This is a genomic window from Mycolicibacterium mageritense, assembly GCF_010727475.1.
GTDB classification, from domain to species: domain Bacteria; phylum Actinomycetota; class Actinomycetes; order Mycobacteriales; family Mycobacteriaceae; genus Mycobacterium; species Mycobacterium mageritense.
Map to the genome: position 1 here is coordinate 3364136 of NZ_AP022567.1, position 21845 is coordinate 3385980.

The 21845-nt window shown below is 66.5% G+C and carries 22 protein-coding genes and 2 pseudogenes; 14 read left to right on the top strand and 10 right to left on the bottom strand.

The window, feature by feature from the left end:
• The first annotated feature begins 82 nt into the window (after positions 1–82).
• From G6N67_RS16065 to G6N67_RS16080, 4 genes are all read left to right on the top strand, one after another.
• Complete coding sequence (locus tag G6N67_RS16065) at positions 83–1051, top strand: TerC family protein (protein WP_036431963.1); 969 nt, start codon at positions 83–85, stop codon at positions 1049–1051.
• Positions 1052–1162: 111 nt separating this feature from the next.
• Positions 1163–2380, top strand: a complete 1218-nt coding sequence (locus tag G6N67_RS16070) for a PP2C family protein-serine/threonine phosphatase (RefSeq protein ID WP_081812504.1) — start codon at positions 1163–1165, stop codon at positions 2378–2380.
• The gene (locus G6N67_RS16075; RefSeq protein ID WP_036431965.1) at positions 2377–3906 is read left to right on the top strand and encodes a sensor histidine kinase; all 1530 of its coding nucleotides are present in this window, start codon (positions 2377–2379) and stop codon (positions 3904–3906) included. The genes G6N67_RS16070 and G6N67_RS16075 overlap by 4 nt, the downstream gene beginning before the upstream one ends.
• Positions 3903–4349, top strand: coding sequence for a response regulator (locus G6N67_RS16080; protein WP_036431967.1), 447 nt, complete (start codon positions 3903–3905; stop codon positions 4347–4349). Before G6N67_RS16075 ends, G6N67_RS16080 begins: the two co-directional genes overlap by 4 nt.
• Here G6N67_RS16080 and G6N67_RS16085 read toward each other — a convergent pair.
• Both G6N67_RS16085 and G6N67_RS16090 read right to left on the bottom strand, forming a co-directional pair.
• Positions 4285–4779, bottom strand: a complete 495-nt coding sequence (locus tag G6N67_RS16085; protein WP_051578657.1) for an ATP-binding protein — start codon at positions 4777–4779, stop codon at positions 4285–4287. The genes G6N67_RS16080 and G6N67_RS16085 overlap by 65 nt on opposite strands.
• A gap of 33 nt (positions 4780–4812) precedes the next feature.
• Positions 4813–5205 carry an STAS domain-containing protein gene (locus G6N67_RS16090; protein ID WP_036431969.1) on the bottom strand — a complete coding sequence of 131 codons (393 nt, stop codon included), beginning with the start codon at positions 5203–5205 and terminating at the stop codon, positions 4813–4815.
• 155 nt (positions 5206–5360) lie between these two features.
• Here G6N67_RS16090 and G6N67_RS16095 point away from each other — a divergent pair, with 155 nt between their 5' ends.
• Positions 5361–5798: a hypothetical protein gene (locus tag G6N67_RS16095; protein WP_063835113.1), complete on the top strand. Its 438-nt coding sequence runs from the start codon at positions 5361–5363 to the stop codon at positions 5796–5798.
• Between the two features lies 1 nt (position 5799).
• Here G6N67_RS16095 and G6N67_RS16100 read toward each other — a convergent pair.
• Positions 5800–6374: pseudogene (locus G6N67_RS16100) on the bottom strand (hypothetical protein).
• Between the two features lie 70 nt (positions 6375–6444).
• A complete protein-coding gene (locus G6N67_RS16105) occupies positions 6445–7596 on the bottom strand; it encodes an EstA family serine hydrolase (protein WP_036435329.1) in 1152 nt (383 codons plus the stop codon).
• Between the two features lie 119 nt (positions 7597–7715).
• Here G6N67_RS16105 and G6N67_RS16110 point away from each other — a divergent pair, with 119 nt between their 5' ends.
• From G6N67_RS16110 to G6N67_RS16125, 4 genes are read left to right on the top strand one after another with little or no spacing between them, the layout of a single operon-like run.
• Positions 7716–9311, top strand: a complete 1596-nt coding sequence (locus tag G6N67_RS16110) for an aldehyde dehydrogenase (NADP(+)) (protein WP_036431975.1) — start codon at positions 7716–7718, stop codon at positions 9309–9311.
• A 22-nt stretch (positions 9312–9333) separates the two neighbouring features.
• On the top strand, positions 9334–10257 hold the full coding sequence (locus G6N67_RS16115) for a 5-dehydro-4-deoxyglucarate dehydratase (protein WP_036431977.1): 924 nt from the start codon (positions 9334–9336) through the stop codon (positions 10255–10257).
• Entirely contained in the window at positions 10257–11516 is a 1260-nt protein-coding gene (locus G6N67_RS16120; protein WP_036431980.1) for a glucarate dehydratase family protein, read from the top strand. Before G6N67_RS16115 ends, G6N67_RS16120 begins: the two co-directional genes overlap by 1 nt.
• A gap of 46 nt (positions 11517–11562) precedes the next feature.
• Positions 11563–11955, top strand: coding sequence for a DUF6632 domain-containing protein (locus G6N67_RS16125; RefSeq protein ID WP_036431981.1), 393 nt, complete (start codon positions 11563–11565; stop codon positions 11953–11955).
• On the opposite strand, the gene G6N67_RS16130 is transcribed toward G6N67_RS16125, so the two are convergent.
• Positions 11952–12356, bottom strand: a complete 405-nt coding sequence (locus tag G6N67_RS16130; protein ID WP_036431983.1) for a 13E12 repeat family protein — start codon at positions 12354–12356, stop codon at positions 11952–11954. The genes G6N67_RS16125 and G6N67_RS16130 overlap by 4 nt on opposite strands.
• A 229-nt stretch (positions 12357–12585) precedes the next feature.
• On the opposite strand from G6N67_RS16130, the gene G6N67_RS16135 reads away from it, so the two are divergent.
• The 3 genes and pseudogenes from G6N67_RS16135 to G6N67_RS16140 all read left to right on the top strand — a co-directional run bounded on the left by G6N67_RS16135 (position 12586) and on the right by G6N67_RS16140 (position 14618).
• Positions 12586–13605, top strand: a complete 1020-nt coding sequence (locus G6N67_RS16135) for a polyprenyl synthetase family protein (protein WP_163642209.1) — start codon at positions 12586–12588, stop codon at positions 13603–13605.
• Positions 13602–13745: pseudogene (locus G6N67_RS39685) on the top strand (LacI family DNA-binding transcriptional regulator); the annotation flags it as partial. The gene G6N67_RS16135 and the pseudogene G6N67_RS39685, both read left to right, overlap by 4 nt.
• Positions 13746–13817: 72 nt before the next feature.
• Positions 13818–14618, top strand: coding sequence for a substrate-binding domain-containing protein (locus tag G6N67_RS16140; RefSeq protein WP_131524663.1), 801 nt, complete (start codon positions 13818–13820; stop codon positions 14616–14618).
• A 6-nt stretch (positions 14619–14624) separates the two neighbouring features.
• Here the strand turns inward: G6N67_RS16140 and G6N67_RS16145 are convergent, their stop codons facing one another.
• Positions 14625–16109, bottom strand: a complete 1485-nt coding sequence (locus G6N67_RS16145) for an APC family permease (RefSeq protein WP_197747966.1) — start codon at positions 16107–16109, stop codon at positions 14625–14627.
• Positions 16110–16315: 206 nt separating this feature from the next.
• On the opposite strand from G6N67_RS16145, the gene G6N67_RS16150 reads away from it, so the two are divergent.
• A complete protein-coding gene (locus G6N67_RS16150; protein WP_081812506.1) occupies positions 16316–17098 on the top strand; it encodes a nitrilase-related carbon-nitrogen hydrolase in 783 nt (260 codons plus the stop codon).
• 38 nt (positions 17099–17136) lie between these two features.
• On the opposite strand, the gene speB is transcribed toward G6N67_RS16150, so the two are convergent.
• Together speB and G6N67_RS16160 are read right to left on the bottom strand one after the other, a co-directional pair.
• The gene (gene speB, locus G6N67_RS16155) at positions 17137–18126 is read right to left on the bottom strand and encodes an agmatinase (protein WP_036431989.1); all 990 of its coding nucleotides are present in this window, start codon (positions 18124–18126) and stop codon (positions 17137–17139) included.
• 39 nt (positions 18127–18165) lie between these two features.
• Entirely contained in the window at positions 18166–18405 is a 240-nt protein-coding gene (locus G6N67_RS16160; protein ID WP_131524664.1) for a hypothetical protein, read from the bottom strand.
• Between G6N67_RS16160 and G6N67_RS16165 the strand changes: the two genes are divergently transcribed.
• Positions 18374–19300, top strand: coding sequence for a LysR family transcriptional regulator (locus tag G6N67_RS16165; RefSeq protein ID WP_036431992.1), 927 nt, complete (start codon positions 18374–18376; stop codon positions 19298–19300). The two genes, G6N67_RS16160 and G6N67_RS16165, sit on opposite strands and share 32 nt — an antisense overlap.
• A gap of 40 nt (positions 19301–19340) precedes the next feature.
• On the opposite strand, the gene G6N67_RS16170 is transcribed toward G6N67_RS16165, so the two are convergent.
• Together G6N67_RS16170 and G6N67_RS16175 are read right to left on the bottom strand one after the other, a co-directional pair.
• A complete protein-coding gene (locus G6N67_RS16170; RefSeq protein WP_036431996.1) occupies positions 19341–20807 on the bottom strand; it encodes an amidase in 1467 nt (488 codons plus the stop codon).
• Positions 20808–20863: 56 nt separating this feature from the next.
• Positions 20864–21835, bottom strand: coding sequence for a 2-hydroxyacid dehydrogenase (locus G6N67_RS16175; RefSeq protein WP_081812507.1), 972 nt, complete (start codon positions 21833–21835; stop codon positions 20864–20866).
• Positions 21836–21845: the final 10 nt, after the last annotated feature.

Here is a 21845-nt window from a genome sequence, read left to right on the forward strand (position 1 = left end):
TACGGACCGATCGGTGCCGCAGACCGGTCGGCACGGCCGGTGGAAGAGACCTCCGGCGTTGTTTGGCGACCGGAGGTATTTGATGCAGGTAACCCAACTCGAGTGGATTGTCACGTTGGCCGTGACGATCGCCGTGCTGTTGTTCGACGTGATCGTCATCGGACGGCGGCCGCATGAACCATCGACCCGCGAGACCGCGACGTATCTGTCGATCTACATCGGCCTTGCCGTCGCGTTCGGCGTGTGGGTGTGGTTCTTCCACGGCTCCCAGTTCGGCCTCGAGTTCTTTGCCGGCTGGCTCACCGAGTACAGCCTGTCGGTCGACAACCTGTTCATCTTCCTGATCATCATGGCCAGCTTCAAGGTGCCCAGGGTCTACCAGCAGCAGGCTCTGCTGGTCGGCATCATCCTGGCGCTGATCTTCCGCGGCATCTTCATCGCGCTGGGCGCGGTCGCCATCAACCAGTTCTCGTGGGTGTTCTACATCTTCGGCGCGTTCCTGGTGTACACCGCGTTCAACCTGGTGCGCGACACCGAACACGACGACGACGGCGACAACGGTGTGGTGCGGTTCGCGCGCAAGCACCTGCGCACCACCGACAAGTGGGACGGCCTGCGGTTGTGGATCCACGAGAACGGCAAACGGCTCATGACGCCGATGTTCTTGGTGATCGTCGCGTTGGGTACCACCGACCTGCTGTTCGCGCTGGACTCGATCCCGGCGATCTACGGCCTGACGCAAGAGCCCTACCTGGTGTTCACCGCCAACGTGTTCGCGCTCATGGGCCTGCGGCAGCTGTACTTCCTGCTGGGCGATCTGCTCAAGCGCCTGGTGTACCTGTCCCAGGGGCTTGCCTTCATCCTGGCCTTCATCGGCGTGAAGCTGATCCTGCACGCGCTGCACGAGAACGAGTTGCCGTTCATCAACGGCGGTGAGCCGGTGCACGTGCCGGAGATCCCGACGCTGGCTAGCCTAGGGGTGATCATCGTGACGCTGGCCGTCACCACGGTCGCGAGCCTGTACAAGACGCGGGTGCGCGACGCCCGGTAGGACCGCTCGATGAATTGACGCGCGCGACTGGGTATTGTCGTGACGTTGTCACTAAAGCAGATGGTCAGCGCGACCAGGGGTGACCTCATTACATTAAGGATGTGATGGCCCATGCGCGCACCCCTGGATCCGCGGCTGGTTGCTGCGGTCAGTTCTGGCATCGCTGCTCACGGTGAGCAGCGATTGTCCCTGCTGTTGGTCGAAGACGACCGTGCCGATGCGGTGCTGGTCGAGGAATTGATCGCCGACGCCGGTACCGACATCCAATTCGTCTGGGCGCAGTCACTTTCCGACGCCGAGCACATCCTGGCCACGTCGAGGCCGGACTGTGTGCTGCTCGATCTGAACCTGCCCGATGCCAACGGCATCGACGCGCTACACCGGCTGGCCAAGTTCGACGCCACGATTCCGATACTCGTGCTGACGGGTCTGCACGACGAGCACTTCGGGGTCTCGGCCGTGGCGTCGGGCGCGCAGGACTATCTGGTCAAGGGCCGGGTGGATTCCGAGATCCTGCTGCGCGCGGTGCTTTACGCCATCGAGCGCAAACGCACCGAGCTCACGGCGGTCGCGTTGCACGCCAGCGACCTGCGGGCGCAGGAGAACGCGCGGCTCGAACGCGGGCTGCTGCCGTCACCGCTGCTGCTCGACGAGCCCGGCGTCGAGATCGTCACGCAGTCCCTGCCGAGCCGGCAGGACGCGCTGATCGGCGGGGATTTCTACGACGTCGTGCAGACGCCCGACCGCACGGTCCACGTCATGATCGGCGATGTGGCGGGCCACGGGCCTGATGCGGCCGCGTTGGGCGTCGCATTGCGGATCGGTTGGCGGGCGCTGACATTCGCGGGCCTGCGGGGCAACGAGCGGATGCGTCAGCTCGACCGGATCCTGACCACCGAGCGTCCCGGCGCAGGCATCTTCGCGACGCTGCTCAGCGTTGCGCTCGATCCCGACAGCGGACGGTTTTCCGCGGTGCGCGCGGGACATCCCGGAATGCTCGTGCACAGCTCGGACACGGTCGAATGGATCGAGCCCCCCGCAGGCGCGGCCCTGGGGCTCGGCGCGAAGGAATGGCCCGTCAACCAACTGGAACTGAGTGAGGAACACGGTCTGCTCCTGCTCACCGACGGATTGTTCGAAGGCCGGGTCGGACACGACGGCGAACGCCTCGGTGAACCCGGGTTGCTCGAGTTGGCCCGCTCACTCGCGGCGCTGCCGGGCCGCGAGTTCGTCGACACGCTGATCGGGCGGGTCGAGGCCTACGCCGAGCCGCACGGCGGTCTGACCGACGACATCGCGGTGATCCGGGTGGAGCGGTCGTCTCGATGAGGCTGACCGTGCAGGGGTGGCTCAACCTGGTGTTGGCTGCCATGGGTCTGATCGTCGTCGCAGGTGCGGTGGCCGGCGCGGTCGTGCTGAACCGGACCGACAGTGTGTCCGCGGATCTGACCGACCACATCCAGCCCGCCCGGGTGGCCGCCTACCAGTTGCAGGCCGCGCTGCGCGACCAGGAAACGGCCGTGCGGGGCTACGCCATCGCCGCCGACGACCAGTTCCTGGCGCCCTACCGCGACGGGGAACGTGCGGAATATGCTGCCGCCGACGGTATTCGCGCCAATCTGGCGGGCCGCGAAGCGTTCATCGCCGATCTCGACGCGATCGAGCAGGCCGCGGCAGGCTGGCGAAGCACGTACGCCGAGCCGTTGATCGCGAGCGTCACGCCAGGCCGGCCCACGCTCGTCGCGGGCGGCACGGTTGAGCGTGGGCGGGCTGAATTCGACCGTCTGCGAGCGCTTTTCGAGACTCAGAACGATCGCCTCGATGACGCGCGCAATGCCGCGGTGGCCGAGCTCGACGAGATCAGGGACTGGCGCGACGGCATCCTCACCGCGATGGTCGTGGCGTTCTTCGTCACCGCGATCCTGCTTGCGGCGTGGGTGCGCGGCGCCGTCGTACACCCGTTGCAGGCACTCGCCGCGGCGTGCAGGCGGATCACCGAAGGCGGCTTCGACGAACGCATCGTTGCGCAGGGCCCCAAGGACATCCGGGCGATGGCGGTGGACGTCGAGGACATGCGCCAGCGCATCGTGGCCGAACTCGACGCTTCGCGATCCGCACAGGCAGCGCTCGACGAGCAGGCCGACGAACTCCGGCGGTCCAACGCCGAACTCGAGCAGTTCGCCTACGTGGCATCGCACGACCTGCAGGAGCCGCTGCGAAAAGTCGCCTCGTTCTGTCAGCTGCTGGAGAAGCGGTACGCGGACAAGCTCGACGAACGCGGCGTCGAATACATCGGTTTCGCGGTCGACGGCGCCAAACGAATGCAGGTGCTGATCAACGACCTGCTGACCTTCTCGCGGGTTGGGCGGCTCAACGCCACCCACACCGAGGTCGAGCTCGACGCGACAGTCGAATCGGCCCTGCACAACCTGGCGACCTCGATCGACGAATCGGGGGCTGAGATCGAGCTTCCACAGGGGCCGTTGCCCCGCGTCGAGGGTGATCCGACGCTGCTGACGATGGTGTGGCAGAACCTCATCGGCAACGCCGTGAAGTTCCGGCGGGACAGCGTCGCACCGCGCATCGCGATCGACTGCCGGCCCGATGACGAGGGCTTCTGGTTGTTCAGTGTGTCCGACAACGGAATCGGGATCGGCGACGAGTTCGTCGACAAGGTCTTCGTGATCTTCCAGCGGTTGCACGGCCGAGATGCCTACAGCGGAACCGGGATCGGACTCGCGTTGTGCAAGAAGATCGTCGAACACCACGGCGGCACAATCTGGATCGACACGTCGTACGAGGGTGGGACGCGGTTCGAGTTCACCCTGCCCCGAGTGGAAGGAGACCCGCAATGACAACAGGCCCAGAAAGCCGGGCGATCGACATCCTGCTGGTGGAGGACGATCCGGGTGACGAGCTGATCACCCGCGAAGCCTTCGAACACAACAAGATCAACAACAACCTGTACGTCGCGCGGGACGGCGAGGAGGGCTTGGACTTCCTCTACCGGCGTGGCGAATACGCGGACGCACCGACGCCGGATCTGATCCTGCTCGACCTCAACCTGCCGAAGTACGACGGCAGGCAACTGCTGGAGCAGATCAAGTCCGATGCCGACCTGTGCCACATCCCGATCGTGGTGCTCACGACCTCATCGGCCGAGGAAGACATCCTGCGCAGCTACAAGCTGCATGCGAACGCCTACGTCACCAAACCGGTCGACCTGGACCAGTTCATGAGTGCGGTTCGGCAGATCGATCAGTTCTTTGTTCAGGTGGTCCGGCTTCCGCATGCCTGAGTGCGGGGGTGCGGATCCCGTCCCACTGCAGACACACCCGGGTGCCTGCCGACGTCGAATCGATGACGGCGCGGTCGCACAACGCGCGCATGAGCGGTATGCCCCTGCCTCGGGAGGCGTTGTTGTGCTGTGACTCCGAAATCCGCCAGCGGCCCTGATCGGCGACGATGACGGTGAGGATCGCGGCGGCCGGATCGTAGTCGGCGTGCACGTGCATCACTCCCGGCTGCGGTGCGCTCAGGTACGCGAATTCGGCCGCGTTGGCCAGGGCTTCGTTGACCGCCAGTACCACGTCACTGGCTTTCACCGCGTCGAGCGCGAGGTTCTGATCCAACCAGTCGGAGAATCGGTGCCGAACCTGGGCAGCCGATTCCGGAACGGCGGTGACATCCGCCATCGTGAAGCTTGGTGACTGTGCGTCGTCTGTCATAGCGACCTGTTGGCTACCCCGATTACGTCACGGCTATGTCGTGACCGCCGACAGCGCCTCATCGAGGGTCGCGTACAGGTCGACCACGTCGGTGATGCCGATCAGCTTGAGCGGCCGGCTCGTCGCGGGCCCGTCGGCGACCACGGCGAACCGGACGTCCGGATCCAGGTCGTTGCGTGCTGCCACCAGCACCCCCATCCCTGCCGACGCCAGGAAGTCGACGGCGCTCATGTCGACCACCACCGCCGACGGCGAACCCTTCACCGCGGCACCGATCGCCTCTTCCAGCCAGGGCGCGGTGAGCATGTCCACCGTTCCCGACACCGACACGACACTGACCTCACCGATCTGACGTCCTTCGACTGCGCAGTTGACCGCGGCCGTCGCGTCACCCGCGCTCTTGGCCGGGTCGGGCTGGCTGGTCATAGTCACCTCCGAAGTGTTCGTACGCCTATGGCGACAGGACGAGTACCCAGGCAGCATCCACTGCCCGCTGTCCTTCTTACCCTGTGGGGCGAATCCTCACACATTTCGTTCCCTTGGATTCGGGCTGAGCGCAACCCTGTGCGCGGCCGGCGGGTATGCCTAGCGTGGTCGGGGTGCGACTATTCGTGGCGGATTCCGGAGAGTGGACCGAGCTGACGACCGGCGATGCGGCCATTGTCCGCGTTTCCGCGCCTGACCTGCAGCAGGCCCGGCGGACCAGGGCGGCCATCCGGTCGGCTTCACAGAGCGAGGTGATCCTCGACGTGACCGTCGCGGTGGCCGGGGACTTCCGGTCCGCGCGGCGCGGGCTCGAACTGGCCCGTCCGGACGCAACGGTGCGCTATGCCGGGACGGTCGACGGGCTGGCCGGCCTGATCCTCGACATCGAGTTGGCCGGCGTGGCCGACGGGGTAACGCTGGTGCCTGCCGCGCCCGAGGAGGATGTCCGTGCGCTCGGTCGCGACGTGCTGCGTCGGCTCGAGCTCCGGTCCCGTCCCGACCTCACGCGTGAAGCTGGGCGCCGCCCAGCCTGACTCAGCGGCCGGGCCCCATTATCCTGCCGGGCCCATCATCCCGTGCATCATCGCCGGCATGCCGTCGCGGACGAACCCACTCACTTCCCGGGCGTGTTCGCGGATGGCCCGGATGAGATCGGGATCGTCAGCGGTCTCTTCCGCGATCACCCCGGTGCGCGTGATTGTGAGTTGTCTGCGGTAACCGGTGGCATGTCGAAACAGGATGGGCAGGCTCTGACTCATGCACATGACCTCTGATCCCTGTCCCATGCGGGTGTACATGCCGGATACGTGTATTTGGAGCTGGGCCGCAAGGTCCGGCGAGCTCGATTCGGTCGTCGTCCGCACGCCGCCCGGTATCTCTTCGACCGTTCGACGGATCTCTTTGTGTCGGGCGAACATCGCTCGGTAAAGCTGCATGTCGGCGGTACCGATGCCCATCATGCCGCCGTCCCGCGGCCCGTCGGCGGCCTGGAAGTCTGACGTCGGCGCCGCCGCGATGGTGCGGATGACGTAGCCGACGCCCAGGACACCTGCCGCGGCCAGCGCACCCAGGCCGGCGAGCGCCGCACGGCGATTCATCAACCTGGCCATCGTGAGCCTCCCTCTGTGCCGATCCTGCGCGCAGAGTCCTCCGTGGTCTAGGGCATTTGTGACCTTTGTGTCAGGCCAGGGCCTCGTAGAACAGGTTCAGATAACGGGCCGTGCGATCGGAGCCCTCGACGCCCGGTCCCATCTTGTTCATCACGTAGGCGAACGTCGCGCGATGGTCGGGGTTCATGGTCTCCCACGACCCGCCCCAGCCACCCCAGAAGCAGATCTTGCCGTCCGGCACGTACGGCACGGTGACCGGCTGCGGCAGCCCGAAGCCCAGCCCCCAGCGCAGTGGATGCCCTAGCAGCACCACGTCGGGGCCCTCCAACTGAACGTCGAAGATCGACTCGACAGTCTCGGGGCGGAGCAACTGAACCCCGTCGACCGTTCCGCCCAGTGAGATGGCCGAGAGGATGCGGGCCAGCGACCGGGCATTGCCGTGCCCGTTGGCGGCGCCGATGTCGGCCGCGCGCCAGGCCTCGGTGTTCGCAATCGTCGGGTCTGGTGCTCCGACGAAGGTTTTCATCGCGATTTCGGACAGCTGGTCCAGTGGGAGGTCCAGCGGCTCGTCGGCCGGGATCACCTCGGCGATCCGGTGGGAGTCCGATGGGTCTGCGCCGATCTGGAAGTCCGCGGAGAGCGGTCTCGCGATCTCGTCGCGGACGAACTCTTTCAACGTCTTTCCGGAGACTCGCCGCACGACCTCGCCGATCAGGTGGCCGTGCGTCACGGCGTGGTAGCCCGATGCGGTGCCCGGTGGCCACCACGGAGCCTGGGCTGCCAGCGCCGCCGTGGCGGCCTCCCAGTCGTAGACGGTCTCGACCGAGAACGGCGGCTCCCAACCGGACAGGCCCGAGCTGTGCGTCAGCAGGTGCCGAAATTCGATGTCCTGCTTGCCGTTTGCGGCGAACTCGGGCCAGTAGGTTGCGACGGTGGAGTCAGGGGCGACGAGTCCGCGGTCGATCAGCATGAGCGCGGCCAGCGCGGTCACGGTCTTGGTCGACGACCAGACGTTGACGATCGTGTTCTCGGTCCATGCGGTGGTGCGGGCCGCGTCGGCGTGGCCGCCCCACATGTCGACGACGAGCTCGCCGTCGATGTCGATCGCGATGGCCGCACCCACCTCCTCTCCGTCGGCGATGGCCTTGGCCAGGGCGTCACGGATGGGGGCGAATCGATCGTCGCAGTGGCCGTGCACGCTTGTCGCCGGGTCGAGGTCCATCGCCACATCATGCGGGAGCAGCGCGGGTTCGCGGCCCAGTTTGAACTGATCCAATCAGTGCATGAGTAACCGGCAAATTTGACTTGGACATGTATTTATTGGGGTCGTACGGTGCCACTATGACCTCGACCGCGACGCTAGACCTGACTGGGCGGATGCTCGTCGCCGGAACCCCGGTGCGGGGAACGGGTGTGGAGATCCGCGGTATCGACCCGCAGACCGGGAAGGTTCTCGAACCCGGCTATGCCTACGGTGACGAATCGAACGTCGAGGCCGCATGCGCTGCCGCAGCGGCCGCCTTCCCGGCCTACCGGGCGACGACCGCCGAAGACCGGGCGCGGTTCCTCGAAACCATCGCCGACAACCTCGAGTCGATCCGCGACGCCCTCGTCGAACGCGCGCACGCGGAGAGCGGCCTGCCCCGGCCGCGGCTGACCGGCGAGGTCGGCCGAACCTCCGGGCAGTTGCGCATGTTCGCCGACGTGCTACGTGAGGGCAGCTGGAACGAGGCCCGCATCGACCCCGCCCTGCCCGATCGAACTCCGTTGCCGCGCCCCGACATCCGTCAGCGCAGCGTGCCGTTGGGTCCGGTGGCGGTGTTCGGCGCGAGCAACTTCCCGCTCGCCTTCTCGGTGGCGGGCGGCGACACCGCGTCCGCGCTGGCCGCCGGATGCCCCGTCGTGGTCAAGGCGCACGACGCCCACCCCGGTACCTCCGAACTCGTCGGCCGCGCCGTCACCGACGCAGTCGGGGCCAGTGGCCTGCCCGCCGGAACCTTCTCGCTGCTGTACGGGGCCGGGCCCACGCTCGGCATCGCGCTGGTGACCGACCCGCACATCAAGGCCGTCGGGTTCACCGGATCACGTTCGGGCGGTATGGCTTTGGTGACCGCGGCCGCAGCGCGGCGCGAGCCGATCCCGGTATACGCCGAGATGAGCGCCATCAATCCCGTGTTCCTGCTCAGCGGTGCACTGGCCAGCCATGGCGCCGACCTGGGCCGGGCCTTCGTCGGATCCCTCACGCTGGGCTCGGGACAGTTCTGCACCAACCCCGGTCTGGTGGTCGCGATCGACGGACCCGAGCTGGACGCGTTCGTCGCGGCGGCCGCAGAGGCCGTCGCCGCGGCCGCGCCCACTCCGATGCTCACCCCGGGTATCGCCGAGAGCTTCCGCACCGGCGTGGCCGCAGTGTCCGGCGAGGCCGACCTGGTGGCCCGCGGCTCCGAGGCGGATTCGCCTGCCGTGTCCTGCCGGGCCGCCCTGTTCGCCACTGATTCCGCGACGTTCCAGCGCTCGGAAGCCTTGCAGGCCGAGGTGTTCGGCGCCTCCGGCGTGATCGTGCGCTGTGCCGACGTGGCTGAGATGAACCGCGTCGCGGCCGGTCTCGAGGGCCAGCTCACGGCGACCATCCACGCCGACGAATCCGACTACGGCCAGGCCCGCGAACTGCTCGGAACCCTCGAGCTCAAAGCCGGACGGATCCTGTTCAACGGTTGGCCCACCGGGGTCGAGGTCGGTCACGCCATGGTGCACGGCGGGCCGTTCCCGTCGACCTCGGACTCGCGCACCACGTCGGTGGGCGCGCGGGCCATCGAGCGGTTCCTACGTCCAGTGTGTTACCAGGACGCCCCGAAATCCTTGTTGCCCAGTGCCATTGCCGACGGAAACCCGGACGGACTGTGGCGCCGCATCGATGGCCGACTGACCAAAGACTGACAGAAAAATAGGAGTAGTAGAAATGCTGGACGGCGTCCTGTTCTTCCCGGTTACCCCGCTCACCGCTGCCGGTGAGGTCGACGTGGACCTGCTCGCGCAGCACGTCGCCAAGGGCGTCGCGGCCGGCCCCGGTGGCGTCTTCATCGGTTGCGGCACCGGCGAATTCCACGCGCTGGACCCCGAGGAGATGCGCACCGTGGTCCGCACGGCGGTCGAGGCGGTCGGCGGCCGGGTGCCCGTGTACGCGGGAGCCGGCGGCTCGGTCGCATCGGCCAAGGCGTTCGCGCGGGTGGCCGCCGAATCCGGCGCCGACGGCTTGCTGCTGCTGCCGCCGTATCTCGTAGAGATGCCGCAGGCCGGTCTGGTGGCCTACACCCGCGAGGTCAGCGCCGCCACCGAACTGCCGGTCGTGGTCTACAACCGTAACAACGCGCGTTACAACGAGGCGTCGGCCCTCGAGGTCGCCAAGCTGCCCAACGTGGTCGGATTCAAGGATGGCACAGGCGATCTCGACCAGGTCTCCCGCATCGTGCGGGCCGTCACCGACGCACTGGAGCCGCTCGGCAAGCCGTTCCAGTTCTTCAACGGCCTGCCCACGGCCGAGGTGTCGCAGCAGGCCTACCGGGCAATCGGTGTGACGCTCTACTCGTCGGCCACGTTCGCGTTCGCGCCCGACGTCGCCCTTGCCTTCTACCAGGCGCTGGAGACCGGCAACGAGCCGCTCGTCGCGGCCTTGCTGCGCGAGTTCTACCACCCGCTGGTCCGGTTGCGCGACACCGTGCCCGGTTACGCGGTGTCACTGATCAAGGCCGGCGTCACGATGGAAGGGATCCCCGCCGGCCCTGTGCGCGCCCCGCTGGTGGACGCCAGTGCCGAGGACGTCGCCGAACTGCAGCGCATCCTCGCCGCGGGCCGCGCCGTGCTGGCCGACGCCCTGGTGCACTGATGCCGCCGATCCGCATCACCGGGGCGCGCATCACGCCCGTCGCGTTCGCCGACCCGCCGCTGCTCAACACCGTCGGGGTGCACCAGCCGTTCGCGCTGCGCGCGATCATCCAGCTCGACACCGACGCGGGCTTGACCGGGCTCGGCGAGACCTACGCCGACTCCGTGCACCTGGCGCGCCTGCGCGCCGCGGCCGATGCGATCGCCGGCCAGGACATCTTTGCGCTGAACGCTATTCGCGCTGCCATCGCCGAGGTGCTGCGGGGTGATGCGGCGGCGGTCGGGACCGCGGGCATGATCACCACGGCCAGTGCCGTCGACCAGGTGCTGTCACCGTTCGAGGTCGCGTGCCTCGACGTCGCGGGCCAGGCCACGGGGCGTCCCGTGTCGGACCTGCTCGGCGGTGCGGTGCGCGATGCCGTGCCGTTCAGCGCCTACCTCTTCTACAAGTGGGCCGGGCATCCCGGCGCCGAACCCGACGGCTGGGGTGAGGCACTCGATCCCGACGGCATCGTCGCACAGGCCCGCCGCATCGTCGACGAATACGGTTTCACCGCAATCAAACTCAAGGGCGGCGTGTTTGCGCCCCAGGAGGAGGCGGCCGCGATCGAAGCGTTGCGAACCGCATTCCCCGAGCATCCGCTGCGGCTGGACCCGAATGCCGCCTGGACACCCGAGACGTCGCTGAAGGTGGCCGCGCGACTGGCCGGAGTGCTGGAGTACCTGGAGGATCCGACTCCGGGGCTCGACGGCATGGCCGAGGTCGCGGCGTCGGCCCCGATGCCGCTGGCCACCAACATGTGCGTCGTCGCGTTCGACCAACTGGCGCCCGCCGTCGCGAAAGGTTCCGTGCGCGTGGTGCTTTCCGACCATCACTACTGGGGCGGGCTGCAGCGGTCCCGGCTGCTGGCCGGCATCTGCGACACCTTCGGCCTCGGACTGTCCATGCATTCCAACTCGCACCTCAGCATCAGCCTGGCCGCCATGGTGCACCTCGCGGCCGCCACGCCCAACCTCACCTACGCCTGCGACACCCATTGGCCGTGGAAGACCGAGGACGTCGTGCGACCCGGCGCGCTCGAATTCCGCTCGGGCTCAGTGCCGGTGCCGACCGGTCCCGGGCTCGGCGTGCAGATCGACGACGACGCCATGGCAGCCCTGCACGAGCAGTACGTGCGCTGTGGCATCACCGACCGCGATGACACCGGATACATGCGGACCGTCGACCCGTCTTTCGAGGCCATCAGCCCGCGCTGGTAGGTGTCGCGGTGCGATCCTGGAGGTTTCCGTCCGCTAGGAGCGCGCCATGCCACCTTCACGCAGCTACCGCCTTCTCCAGATCGCGCTCGTCGTGTTCGGCGCCGTGATGATCCTGCTCTACCCGCTGGCCGTGGTCTGGCCGGCGGGGTGGGCATGGCATCACGGCGCGCCGTACGAGTCGAACTACTTCATGATGATCGTCGGCCTGTACGTGACGCTGGGCCTGTTCCTCTGGAACGCGGCGCGCCGCCCTGAGGCCAATCTCAGCCTGATCTGGTTCACCGTGGCGTCCAGCGTCGTGCATGCCGCGATCATGGCCGTGCAGTCATTCGGCAGCGGCCACCACATGGGCCACCTCTTGGGCGACGTGCCCGCACTGCTTCTCGCGGCCGTCGTGTTGTCAGGTCTGGTCTGGGCCTCCGGCATCGCGCGCACCTAGAACGGTGGCTTGTCGGGTTCGGGGGGTTCGTTGATCCAGCGCGCGTAGGGGCTGGAACTGAGTTCGTCACCTTTGAACAGGACCAGGCTGGCGCGCATCAGGTTGCGTATCATGCCGCGCCCCACAACCTCCGCCACCTGCGGCAACCTATTGGTCAACGACTCGGCCTGCGACACCACCGACGGCGACAAATGCATCGCCGCCCCCACCTCGGCGACCGTGCGGGCAAACGCCGTCACCAACACGAAGCCCGGATCGTCATCTTCGGCCTCGACCTCGGCGATGTGCCGGTTCAACAGCTCACCGATCATCGACATCCGCCACGCCATCATCATGGCCTCGTCAGCCACCGACTCACCGATGCACAACGCCAACTCCCACGATGCATTGTCCTCGAACATATGTTCGATCTTGATGCGAAAAGGTATCCCCGACAAGGGAATCCTCTACTGACATCACTGTCGAATGGCCTGCTTCCCGAACGGCGCCTGCCCCGGCCCACGCCGAAGTGCTAGGGCTTCTGCGTCGGCATCCACTGCCGCTGCCCCATGTTGCCGAACCGATTTGGCACCGGCTACGCGCGTCCGTATCCTGGTATGACTCCTCGCACGCACCGGAGAAGGGATCTGTGTGACGACGCCCGTTGCCCTCGTACGAGACGCGGAACCGTTCTCCCCGGAGTTGATCGACGCACACGTCGTGCGCGTCGCCGAGGAGCTCAAGGTTCGGATATCCGAGCGGATCGGGCACATCCCGCTCGCGGTTGACGATCCAACGTCCGTCATCGATGCGCTGTCGGGTGGAAAGCACCTGCGCGCACGGACACTTTTCCTCGTAGCCCACTCGTTCGGTGGGCCTGATGTGTGCTTCGCCGCGGATGCAGCTGTCGCACTCGAGTTGCTCCACACCGCGTCGCTCGTTCACGACGACATCATCGACGGGTCCAGCTTTCGCCGCGGGCAGCCATCACTGCACTCCGCGGCGGATGAGGCCACCGCGATCCTGATTGCCGATCTACTGATCGCTCTCTCGTTCGAAACCGCGGCAGTCCTCGGAGAGCGCGCCGTTGCTCCGCTGGCCCGTGCGTTCGGGCAGCTCTGCAAGGGCCAGTTGCTGGAACCGACGCTCGAATGGAGCGCCGACGCCCAGCCTGGAATCGAGGACTATGCGACGCTCAAGACCGGCGTGCTTTTCGGGGCGGCCTTCGAACTAGGCGGCATGGCAGCCTCTTGCGATGCGGCCTCCCAGCATTGCTTCCGTGAGTCAGGCCAGCGGCTCGGCCTGGCATTTCAGCTGACCGACGATCTTCTCGATGTCCGCGACGACGCTCTGAACCTCGGCAAGGATCAGGGTGCGGATCTCCGCAACGGAGTGCCGACGCTTCCGATCTGGAGCGCATACCGGCGTCTCGTCGATCGTGGCGAAACCCGTTCGGCCTCAGACCCGTCGCTGCGTGACCGCCTGGCAGGCGAGGCGGGTTCGGATCGCACACTTCATTTCACGAAGGAGCGGATCCGGGCTCTGATCCAGCAGGCCCTGGCGTTGTTGCCGCCGGCGAAGTCACCTCAGGTGCTCGATCTCACGGTGGCCACCGTGCTGGCCGATCTCGACCAATTCACGGGCGCGGATTCCGAATCAGAGATGCTGTGAAAGCCCGCCGCATCACCATCAAGGACGTCGCATCCGAAGCAGGCGTCTCGATCGCGACGGCGTCAGAGTCGTTGAACGGAAAGGGACGCGTCGCGGCTGCTACCCGTCAGAACGTGATCGACGTCGCCAATCGCCTGGGATACACGGCGAATCGGGTGGCCAAGAGTTTGAACGCAGGCAGAACCGGTTCACTCGTCCTGACCGTGTCCCCCATGGCAGTACAGTCGTCGACCGCCGATCTGCAGCCCGAATGGGATATCGAGTATTACTTCAGAGTTCTCAACGGGGCGAGTGCAGAAGCGTTCCAGCGCGGGTTCCTGCTCTCCATGCTGCCCTCGCACTTGTCCTCACAGGCGTTCCTCTCGGCGGCCGACGGCCTCATCGTCGTCGACCCGAGCGACGACGACGAGCTACTCGCACAGGTTGCCCAAGCGGGTTTGGCATGCGTCACCATCGGCCGGAACTCCGGTGAGTTCAGCTGGGTGGACAACGACTTCTCCACGGGTACGACGACCGCTCTGGGACATCTGGACGCGGTGCGTGGCTCGCGAACGGCGTTGTTCCTGAGCGAGACCAGCTCTTCCTATGTGCGGGACGAACTCTCCGCGTATCTCGATTGGTGCTCGTCGGTTTCGCTCGACCCGATCATCATCCGCTCGCCGGGTCCGCGGGTGGACGAAGCCGAGCCGGTGATCCGGGCGGCGCTCGCCTCACCCGATCGCCGATTCGATGCGGTGCTCGCCACTCTCGACACGCTGGCGTTCGCCACCGAGCGAAGCGCGCACCTGCTCGGGCTCGACGTCCCGCAGGATCTTCAGGTGGTGAGCCTCTCGGACAGTCGCTACCTCGATTACGGTCTGCAGAAGCCCATCACCGCGCTCGATCTGCACCCGGTGCGGCTGGGCCAGGTTGCGGTCGACCTGCTTGTCGAGACGCTGGACGGAGCGGCCGGCCGACGACGCGAACTCGTGAACACATCGCTGACCGTTCGGGAATCGACACTCGCAGAATGACATTCGTCACACCGCCTCGGTGCTGGTGGTGCAGTTTCGCAAGTCGCGGTCTTCGGGCTGTGCTTCGCGCTCCGGTTCGTCGTCGGCAGACTCGTCGCGTTCGACGATCACAATCGTCTGACCCGTCGAAGCCGCGAGCAGCCTCTTTCGATGCACCCAGCCTTCCACCACCACACCGAGAAGGCCGACCGCGACCGCTCCGATGATCGTGGACCAATCACTGGCCCAACCACCGCCGGTCTCCCGCGGCCACGCGACATTGACGATCTGAAATACCAGCCACCACAGTGCGATCCAACCTATGACGCGTCCCGCCCGTCCCAAGAAGAGGTCGGGCCCGTCGTGCCATTGGCCGCGGACCCGCGCGATGGCCAAGCCGAGGATGGGGAAGAAGAACGAGATGAAGAACCCAACCGACGAGAAGGAGATCAGCGCCATCTGAATGCCCTCGCTCTGGAACGGGATGAAGAGCGCCACCGCGATCAGCGCTGTCACCACGACCGCCTTGCGCGGCAGCCCGGTTGCGCCGGAAAGGCCTGTGAGGAATCGGGCGAATGGCAGTTCTCCGTTCCGCGCTGTGGCCCAGACGATTCGGGAGACCGTGATCTGAATGGTCATGAGGCTCGCAGCGAAGGCGATGACGAAAAGGGCGAGAATGCCACGGAATACGGGCTCGGGAAGCGCGCCGGCCATGATGGCGACGGCCGGATCCGCGGCGGTCTCGGGGTTTTGCAGGAACTGCTCGCTCGGCACCGCGAGGGTGAACGCGAGCGTGCTGAATACGACGATGCTCATGATGGCGAAGAACGAGACCACCATCGCGCGCGGCACTGCCCTCTTGGGGCGCTTGACCTCCTCGGCGATCGAGCTGGCGCTCTCGAATCCGATAGCGAAGTAGCTCGAGAAGGCAATCGCCATCACGAGCGGAGCCGAGAACAGCACCCCCTGGTGGTCGGGGAGCGCGGCAGGCGACAGGTACTCGAGCCCCTGGTGGCGGTCGAACATGAGCAGCCAGATCGCAACCCCGACCGAGCCGACGGCCTCGGCGACGATCACCGCGACCATGAGGATCTTGATGAACACGCGCCCGGCGAGGTTCACCAGCGTGCTGAACGCGAGAACCGCGACCGCCAACCACGTGACGAGCCCATGATCGACTCCCGAGAGGTCGAAGATGGGTGGGATCAGGACCGCGCCGGCGTATGCGACCGCAGGAAGCGTGATCAGCAATGTCCAGATGTAGGTCCACGACGCGAACCAGCCATAGCGAGAACCCAGGAGGCGGCGCGACCACTGATAGATGCCACCGGAATCCGCCCACTTGGAGGCGAGTACGCCGAGCGTGAGCACCACGACGAACTGGCCGGCGAACAGGATGAGCCCGCCCCAGATGAACGCGGGCCCCGTCGTCGCCAGGCCGACACCGAGAACGCTGTAGACGGCAACGATCGGCGAGACGAACGCGAACGCGACGGACAGAGCGGAAAACATGGTGAACTCTCTCTTCATCACCATCGGCGCCTCGGCCATAGTGCTCCCTTGATCCACGAGACGAAGACATGTAGCGGCGCTCACACTACGGAAGCCGAAACGTTTTGACAACCCGGCGTTAAAGTGCTGTTGGAACCGCATTCATTCCTCGAAACGATTCACGCGACACCTGACCTTCTCTGCACCCCATAGAGATCGGAACCTCAATGACGCCATCAAAAACTCTGCGACTCACAGTGATTCAAGAAGCGCCCGGCTCCCGTGATCTTGAACGCAACATTTCTCGGATCCGAGAGGGCATCGCTGCGGCGTGCGAAACGGATCTGATCGTCTTCCCGGAGCTCTTCCTGTCGGGGTACCAGACGAGCGCACTCGCAGAAATCGCGCTACAGCGCGATGATCCCCGGATCGCATCACTCGCGGATTGCTGTCGTACGACGGGTACAGCACTGTTGACCGGTTACGTCGAGGACGGCCCCGGAGGCTTTTTCGATTCTTATCTGGCCATCGACCGAGACGGCACCGTCAACGAGCCCATTCGCAAAACGCACCTGTTCGGGGCTGAACGCGAGGCATTTCTCAGCGGCGATGTGCTCGCACCGGTGACCCTCTGTGACACCAAGATCGGCGTGCTGAACTGTTTCGAACTCGAGTTCCCCGAGGTGTCCCGCACTCTCGTGCTTCGCGGGGCCGAGCTCCTTGTCGCGGGCTCGGCCAACATGCACCCCTACGAGCGCGATCATCTCATCGCCGCGACTTCACGCGCACTGGAGAATCGCGTCCCGCTGGCGTACGCGAACCGAATCGGGGCGGAATCAGGGCACCGCTTCTGCGGATCGAGCCGGATCGTCGACCGCGACGGCACGGTGCTGGCTGCGCTCGACTCCGTTGAGACCGGCAGTGCGACTGCGGATGTGGAAGTGGATTTGCGCAGCGGGGGAGCGACAGACATGCTCGGCCAGCGCCGCCCCGAACTCTACGAATCGTAGGTGGAGGCGACGCCGGCTTCGCACACACGGACGTCGATTCAGCCGACCTTGACCGGCGTGCTGGGGGAGTCTGCGTGAAATGCGAGCGCCTCCAGCACGATCCGGCCGGCGATCAGCTGAGTTCGGGTCGAATGGTCATGCGCGGGAAGTGCCTCAGCGACATCGATGCCGATCAATCCAGCAGGAGAGATGCCTCGAACGATTTCCAGCGCCTCCCGCATGGTCATACCGCCAGGAGTCGGCGCGCAGGTTCCCGGCGCGTAGGCGGCGTCGAGTGAATCGACGTCGAAGGTCAGATAGAACCCTTCCTCGCCGACCCGCTCGAGAATCTGATCGACGACCCAGGCGGCCCCGTGCTCCCAGATGTCCTCAAGCCAGATCACCCGAATGCCTTGGTCTCGGCAGTATTTCAGCTCCGTCTTCGGGTTCATCCACCCGCTGATTCCGACGAGCACGATCTTCGAAGGATCGTAGCCGTTGTCGACCGCACGTGTGATCGTGCAGCAGTGATTCAGTTCCTCACCTCCGACGTGCGGTGCGGCATCGAGGTGTGTGTCGAACTGAACCCAGCCCGGGCTCGTTCCCACTCGCTTGGCGGCCTTGCCGACCGGAATGCTCACCGAATGGTCACCGCCGAAGACCACGGGAATCGCTCCGCCTGCCACGATCTCGGCGATATCAGCCTCCACCCGCTCGAAGGTTTTCACGGTGTTTCCGAGGGCCACTTTGCAGTCGCCGCCGTCGGCGAGTGGAAGGTGCGCGAAGAGGTCGAAGTCGTAGGTCGCCTGGAAGTTCGTGAACTGCACCGACGTTTCGCGAATCGCCCGAGGTCCGTAGTTCGCGCCGCTTCGGCTGATCGTCGTCGCGTCGAACGGAAATCCGTATACGACGGCCTTCGTTCCGGACGCTCTGATCACGTCGCGGTCGAGTTCGATGCTCGGCACACCCATAAAGGTTCCGCCGTGGCCCCCGTGCAGGAGGCCGCTCCACATCGTCTCGTCGAACGAGCCGACAGTCACTTCGGTCATGCTTTCCTCACTTCTCTTTGCCCGCGAGAATCTCGCGCCTCATTGGCGAACCGCCTTGGAGAATCTCCACGACAGAAATTGCCGAAACGATTCGGCAAAACCGTAACATTCGGCTTCGTCGGCGTCCAGGGCGCTGCTGCCACCGGAAAGAAACCCGGTATCACCGGCCGGCGACCTCGCCATTCCCATTCGCACGATTTCCGGCGTCCATTCATGCCGCACCGGCATGAACCGATAGGCTTCAGCGGTGTTCTCACTGTCGAGACTGTCGTGCTTCATCGCGGTCGCCGAGGAGCTGCATTTCGGCCGGGCCGCCGAGCGGCTGCACATGACGCAGCCACCGCTGAGCAGGCAGATCCAGCAGTTGGAGAGTGAGCTCGGCGTGCACCTGATCGACCGCACCACGCGGTCGGTCACGCTCACGCCGGCCGGGGTGGCGTTCCTGCCCGACGCCCGCCGGATCCTGCAGCTGGCCGAAGGCGCGGCGCTCAACGTAAAACGGGTTCCAGCAGGCGATCTCGGCACCGTCGTGATCGGGTTCACCGCGGCCTCGGCGCACGCCGCGATGCCGCGCCTGCTCGACGCGGCCCGCGAACACCTGCCCGACGTGAAACTCGACCTGCGCGAGATGGTTACGGCCGCGCAGATCGAAGGGCTCATGACCGGCGAGCTGGATCTCGGCATGTGCCGGCCGCCGCTGAAGCGCCCCGGTCTGGTGTCGCGGCCGCTGCTGCACGAGCAGCTCATCGCGGCCATGCCGGTCGGTCATCCGTTGGGCGACATCGGCCGTCAGCTGACGCTCAACGACCTCGACGGCCAGGACATGATCATGTACTCGCCCGTGCAGGCCCGCTATTTCAACGAGTTGCTGATCAGTACCTTCACCATCGCGGGTGCGACGCCGCGATACGTCCAGTACGTCACGCAGGTGCACACCATGCTGGTGTTGGTCCGCTCCGGCATCGGCATCGCGCTGGTCCCGGCGTCAGCGGCGACGCTGCATCCCGAGGGTGTGCGGTTCCGCTCGATCGGCGCGTTCCGGGAGCGGCCCGTCGAGCTCGACGCGGCCTGGCGCGGCGACAGCACCAACCCGGCACTGCTGCGCATGTTGCGCGACGTACTCCCGCCGCGCGAATGGACGACCGACGATCTGGTCGAGGACGTGGTGGGCTGACCGCGTCGAGATCGACGAAATTGTCGCTGCCACTGGCGGATCACGACATTTGCGTCGAATTCGGTGTCTGGAAGCCGCCGATCTGCTGCTCGAGCAGTTCGGCCAGCCGCAGCGGCGTGCGGTCCTCGAACATCGGTCCGATCAGCTGCACTCCCACCGGTAGCCCCTCGGGTGAGCGCCCCGCGGGGATCGCGGCGGCTGGCAGGCCCGGCATCGTCGGCACACCGGCCCAGACGAGCTGGTCGAAGTACGCGTGCTCGACGCCGTCGATGTCGAGCCGACGTCCCAACAGATCCGGGTCGTGGTCGTGGCCGAACGCGGGAGTCGGCGTGATCGGGCATACCACGGCGTCGAACTCGCCGAACAGCTGCCGCCAGCCGTGGCGGTGCAGTTCGCGACGGTTGTTCACCTCGATCCAGTCGCGGTGGCTCAACACCATCCCGCGCAGCCGTGCCGCATCGAGGCTCTGATCGTCGGCACTCAGGCCGTCGGCGCGGGCCAGCAGCTGCTCGTACGAATCGACGGGAAATCGCGCCGCGGAGCCGGAAAACAGCAACTGCGTGTACAGCACCGCGGCCTCGGCCAGGTCGGGCAGCAGCGGACTGTGGCGTTCGACACGAGCACCACCGGCGACGAGCGCGTCGGCCACCCGGTCAACGCCTGCCCGGACCGCGGCCCCGGTCGCGATGAGCGGATGCTCGTCGAGGACCAAGACCCGGAAATCGGCGAGCCGCTCGTGGCGCGGGGGCGGCAGCGTCACCTCGTGCGCCACACCGAGAGTCAGCGGGTCCGGCCCGGCCATCACCTCGAGCAGCAGGGTGAGATCGCGGGCGGTGCGTGCCATCGGGCCGACGACCGCGAGGTCGGACTCGGCAGGCAGGGCGGGAGCCGGTGGCGGGGTCATACCGCGCGTGGCCGCCAGCCCGAGCGTCGGCTTGTGCGCGTAGACACCGCAGAAGTGCGCGGGGGTGCGCAATGAACCGGCGAGGTCGGAGCCGATCGACAGGGCGCCGAACCCGCACGCCAGGGCCGCTGCCGATCCGCCCGAGGAGCCGCCCGCCGTGCGACCGGGATCCCATGGATTGTTGGTCGTGCCGTAGAGGTCGTTGAAGCTCTGGATGTCTTGCAGGCCAAGCGGCACGTTGGTCTTGCCCAGGACCACCGCGCCTGCGGCCTTGAGCCGCGACACCTGCACCGCGTCCTCTGCGGGCACGAAGTCCCGGCATTGCGGCATGCCCCACGTCGTGGGCAGCCCGGCCATGTTGTAGGACTCCTTGACCGTCACCGGAATTCCGAGCAGCGGCCGATCCTCGCCCTGGGCACGCGCCTGGTCGGCTTGCCGTGCGGCCTTTCGTGCCCGATCGAAGTCACGCACACAGATCGCGTTGATCGTCCCGTCGAGCCGTTCGATCCGCGCGATCGCCGCGTCGGTCAGCTCGGCCGAGGAAACGGCACCAGAGCGCAACGCGACCGCCAGTTCACCGGCCGACTGAAAATTCCACTCCATGAATCCGACGCTAGAGACCCGCCGCCGGAGCCATAAAATCCCTTTTCCCGCAAGACCTACCCGGTTGCGGCAGGCATGGGCACCGGCGTGACGAGTTCCCCGGAATCCAGGAAGCGGTCCAGGTTCGCCAGCGTCAGCGCCTCCATGGCGGCGCGGGTCTCGACGGTGCCGCTGCCGACGTGGGGGAGCAGCACGACGTTGTCGAGCGCCGTCAGGGCTTCGGGCACGTTCGGTTCGTCGGCGAACACGTCGAGTCCCGCACCGGCGAGCCGGCCCTGTGTCAGCGCCTCGACGAGAGCGTCCTGATCGACGACGCTGCCGCGCGCGATGTTGATCAGGTAGCCGTCGGCGCCCAGCGCATCGAGCACCTCGCGGTCCACCAGGTGGCGCGTGCCGTTGCCGCCCGCCGCGGCGATCACCAGGACGTCGACCTGGCGCGCGAGCTCGGCCGGTGACCCGACGTAGGTGTACGGGCTGTCCGCGATCTCGTTGCGGTTGTGGTAGCTGATGCGGCAGTCGAAGGCGCGCAGTCGCGTGGCGATCGCGGTGCCGATGCGGCCGAGCCCGATGATGCCGACGCGGGAGCCTGAAACCTTGTGCGTCAGAGGGTAATTACCGTCGACGGCCCAGCGGCCCGCGCGCAGGTAACGGTCGGACGCCGAGAACTGCCGCATGGTGTCGATGAGCAGGCCCACGGCAGTGTCGGCGACGCAGTCGCTCAGCACGTCTGGGGTGTTGCTGACCGCGACGCCGCGTGCGGCGGCCGCGTCGACATCAGTCGTGTCGTAGCCGACGCCGAAGTTCACGACCGCGCCCAGATTGGGCAGCTCCGCCATGAGCGCGGCGCCGACGCCGGTGCGGCCCGAGGTCACGGCCGCCACGATCTCCGCGCCGTGCTCGGCGAGGAACGCCTGCCGCTCGGCACCGTCGTCGGGCAGCACGTATGCCTGGTGGCTGGTGCGCAGCGTCTCGGCCAGCGACGGCTTGAGTGGACCGACCTGCAACACGCGGCGAGCGGGAGCATCCATGCCGGTAACG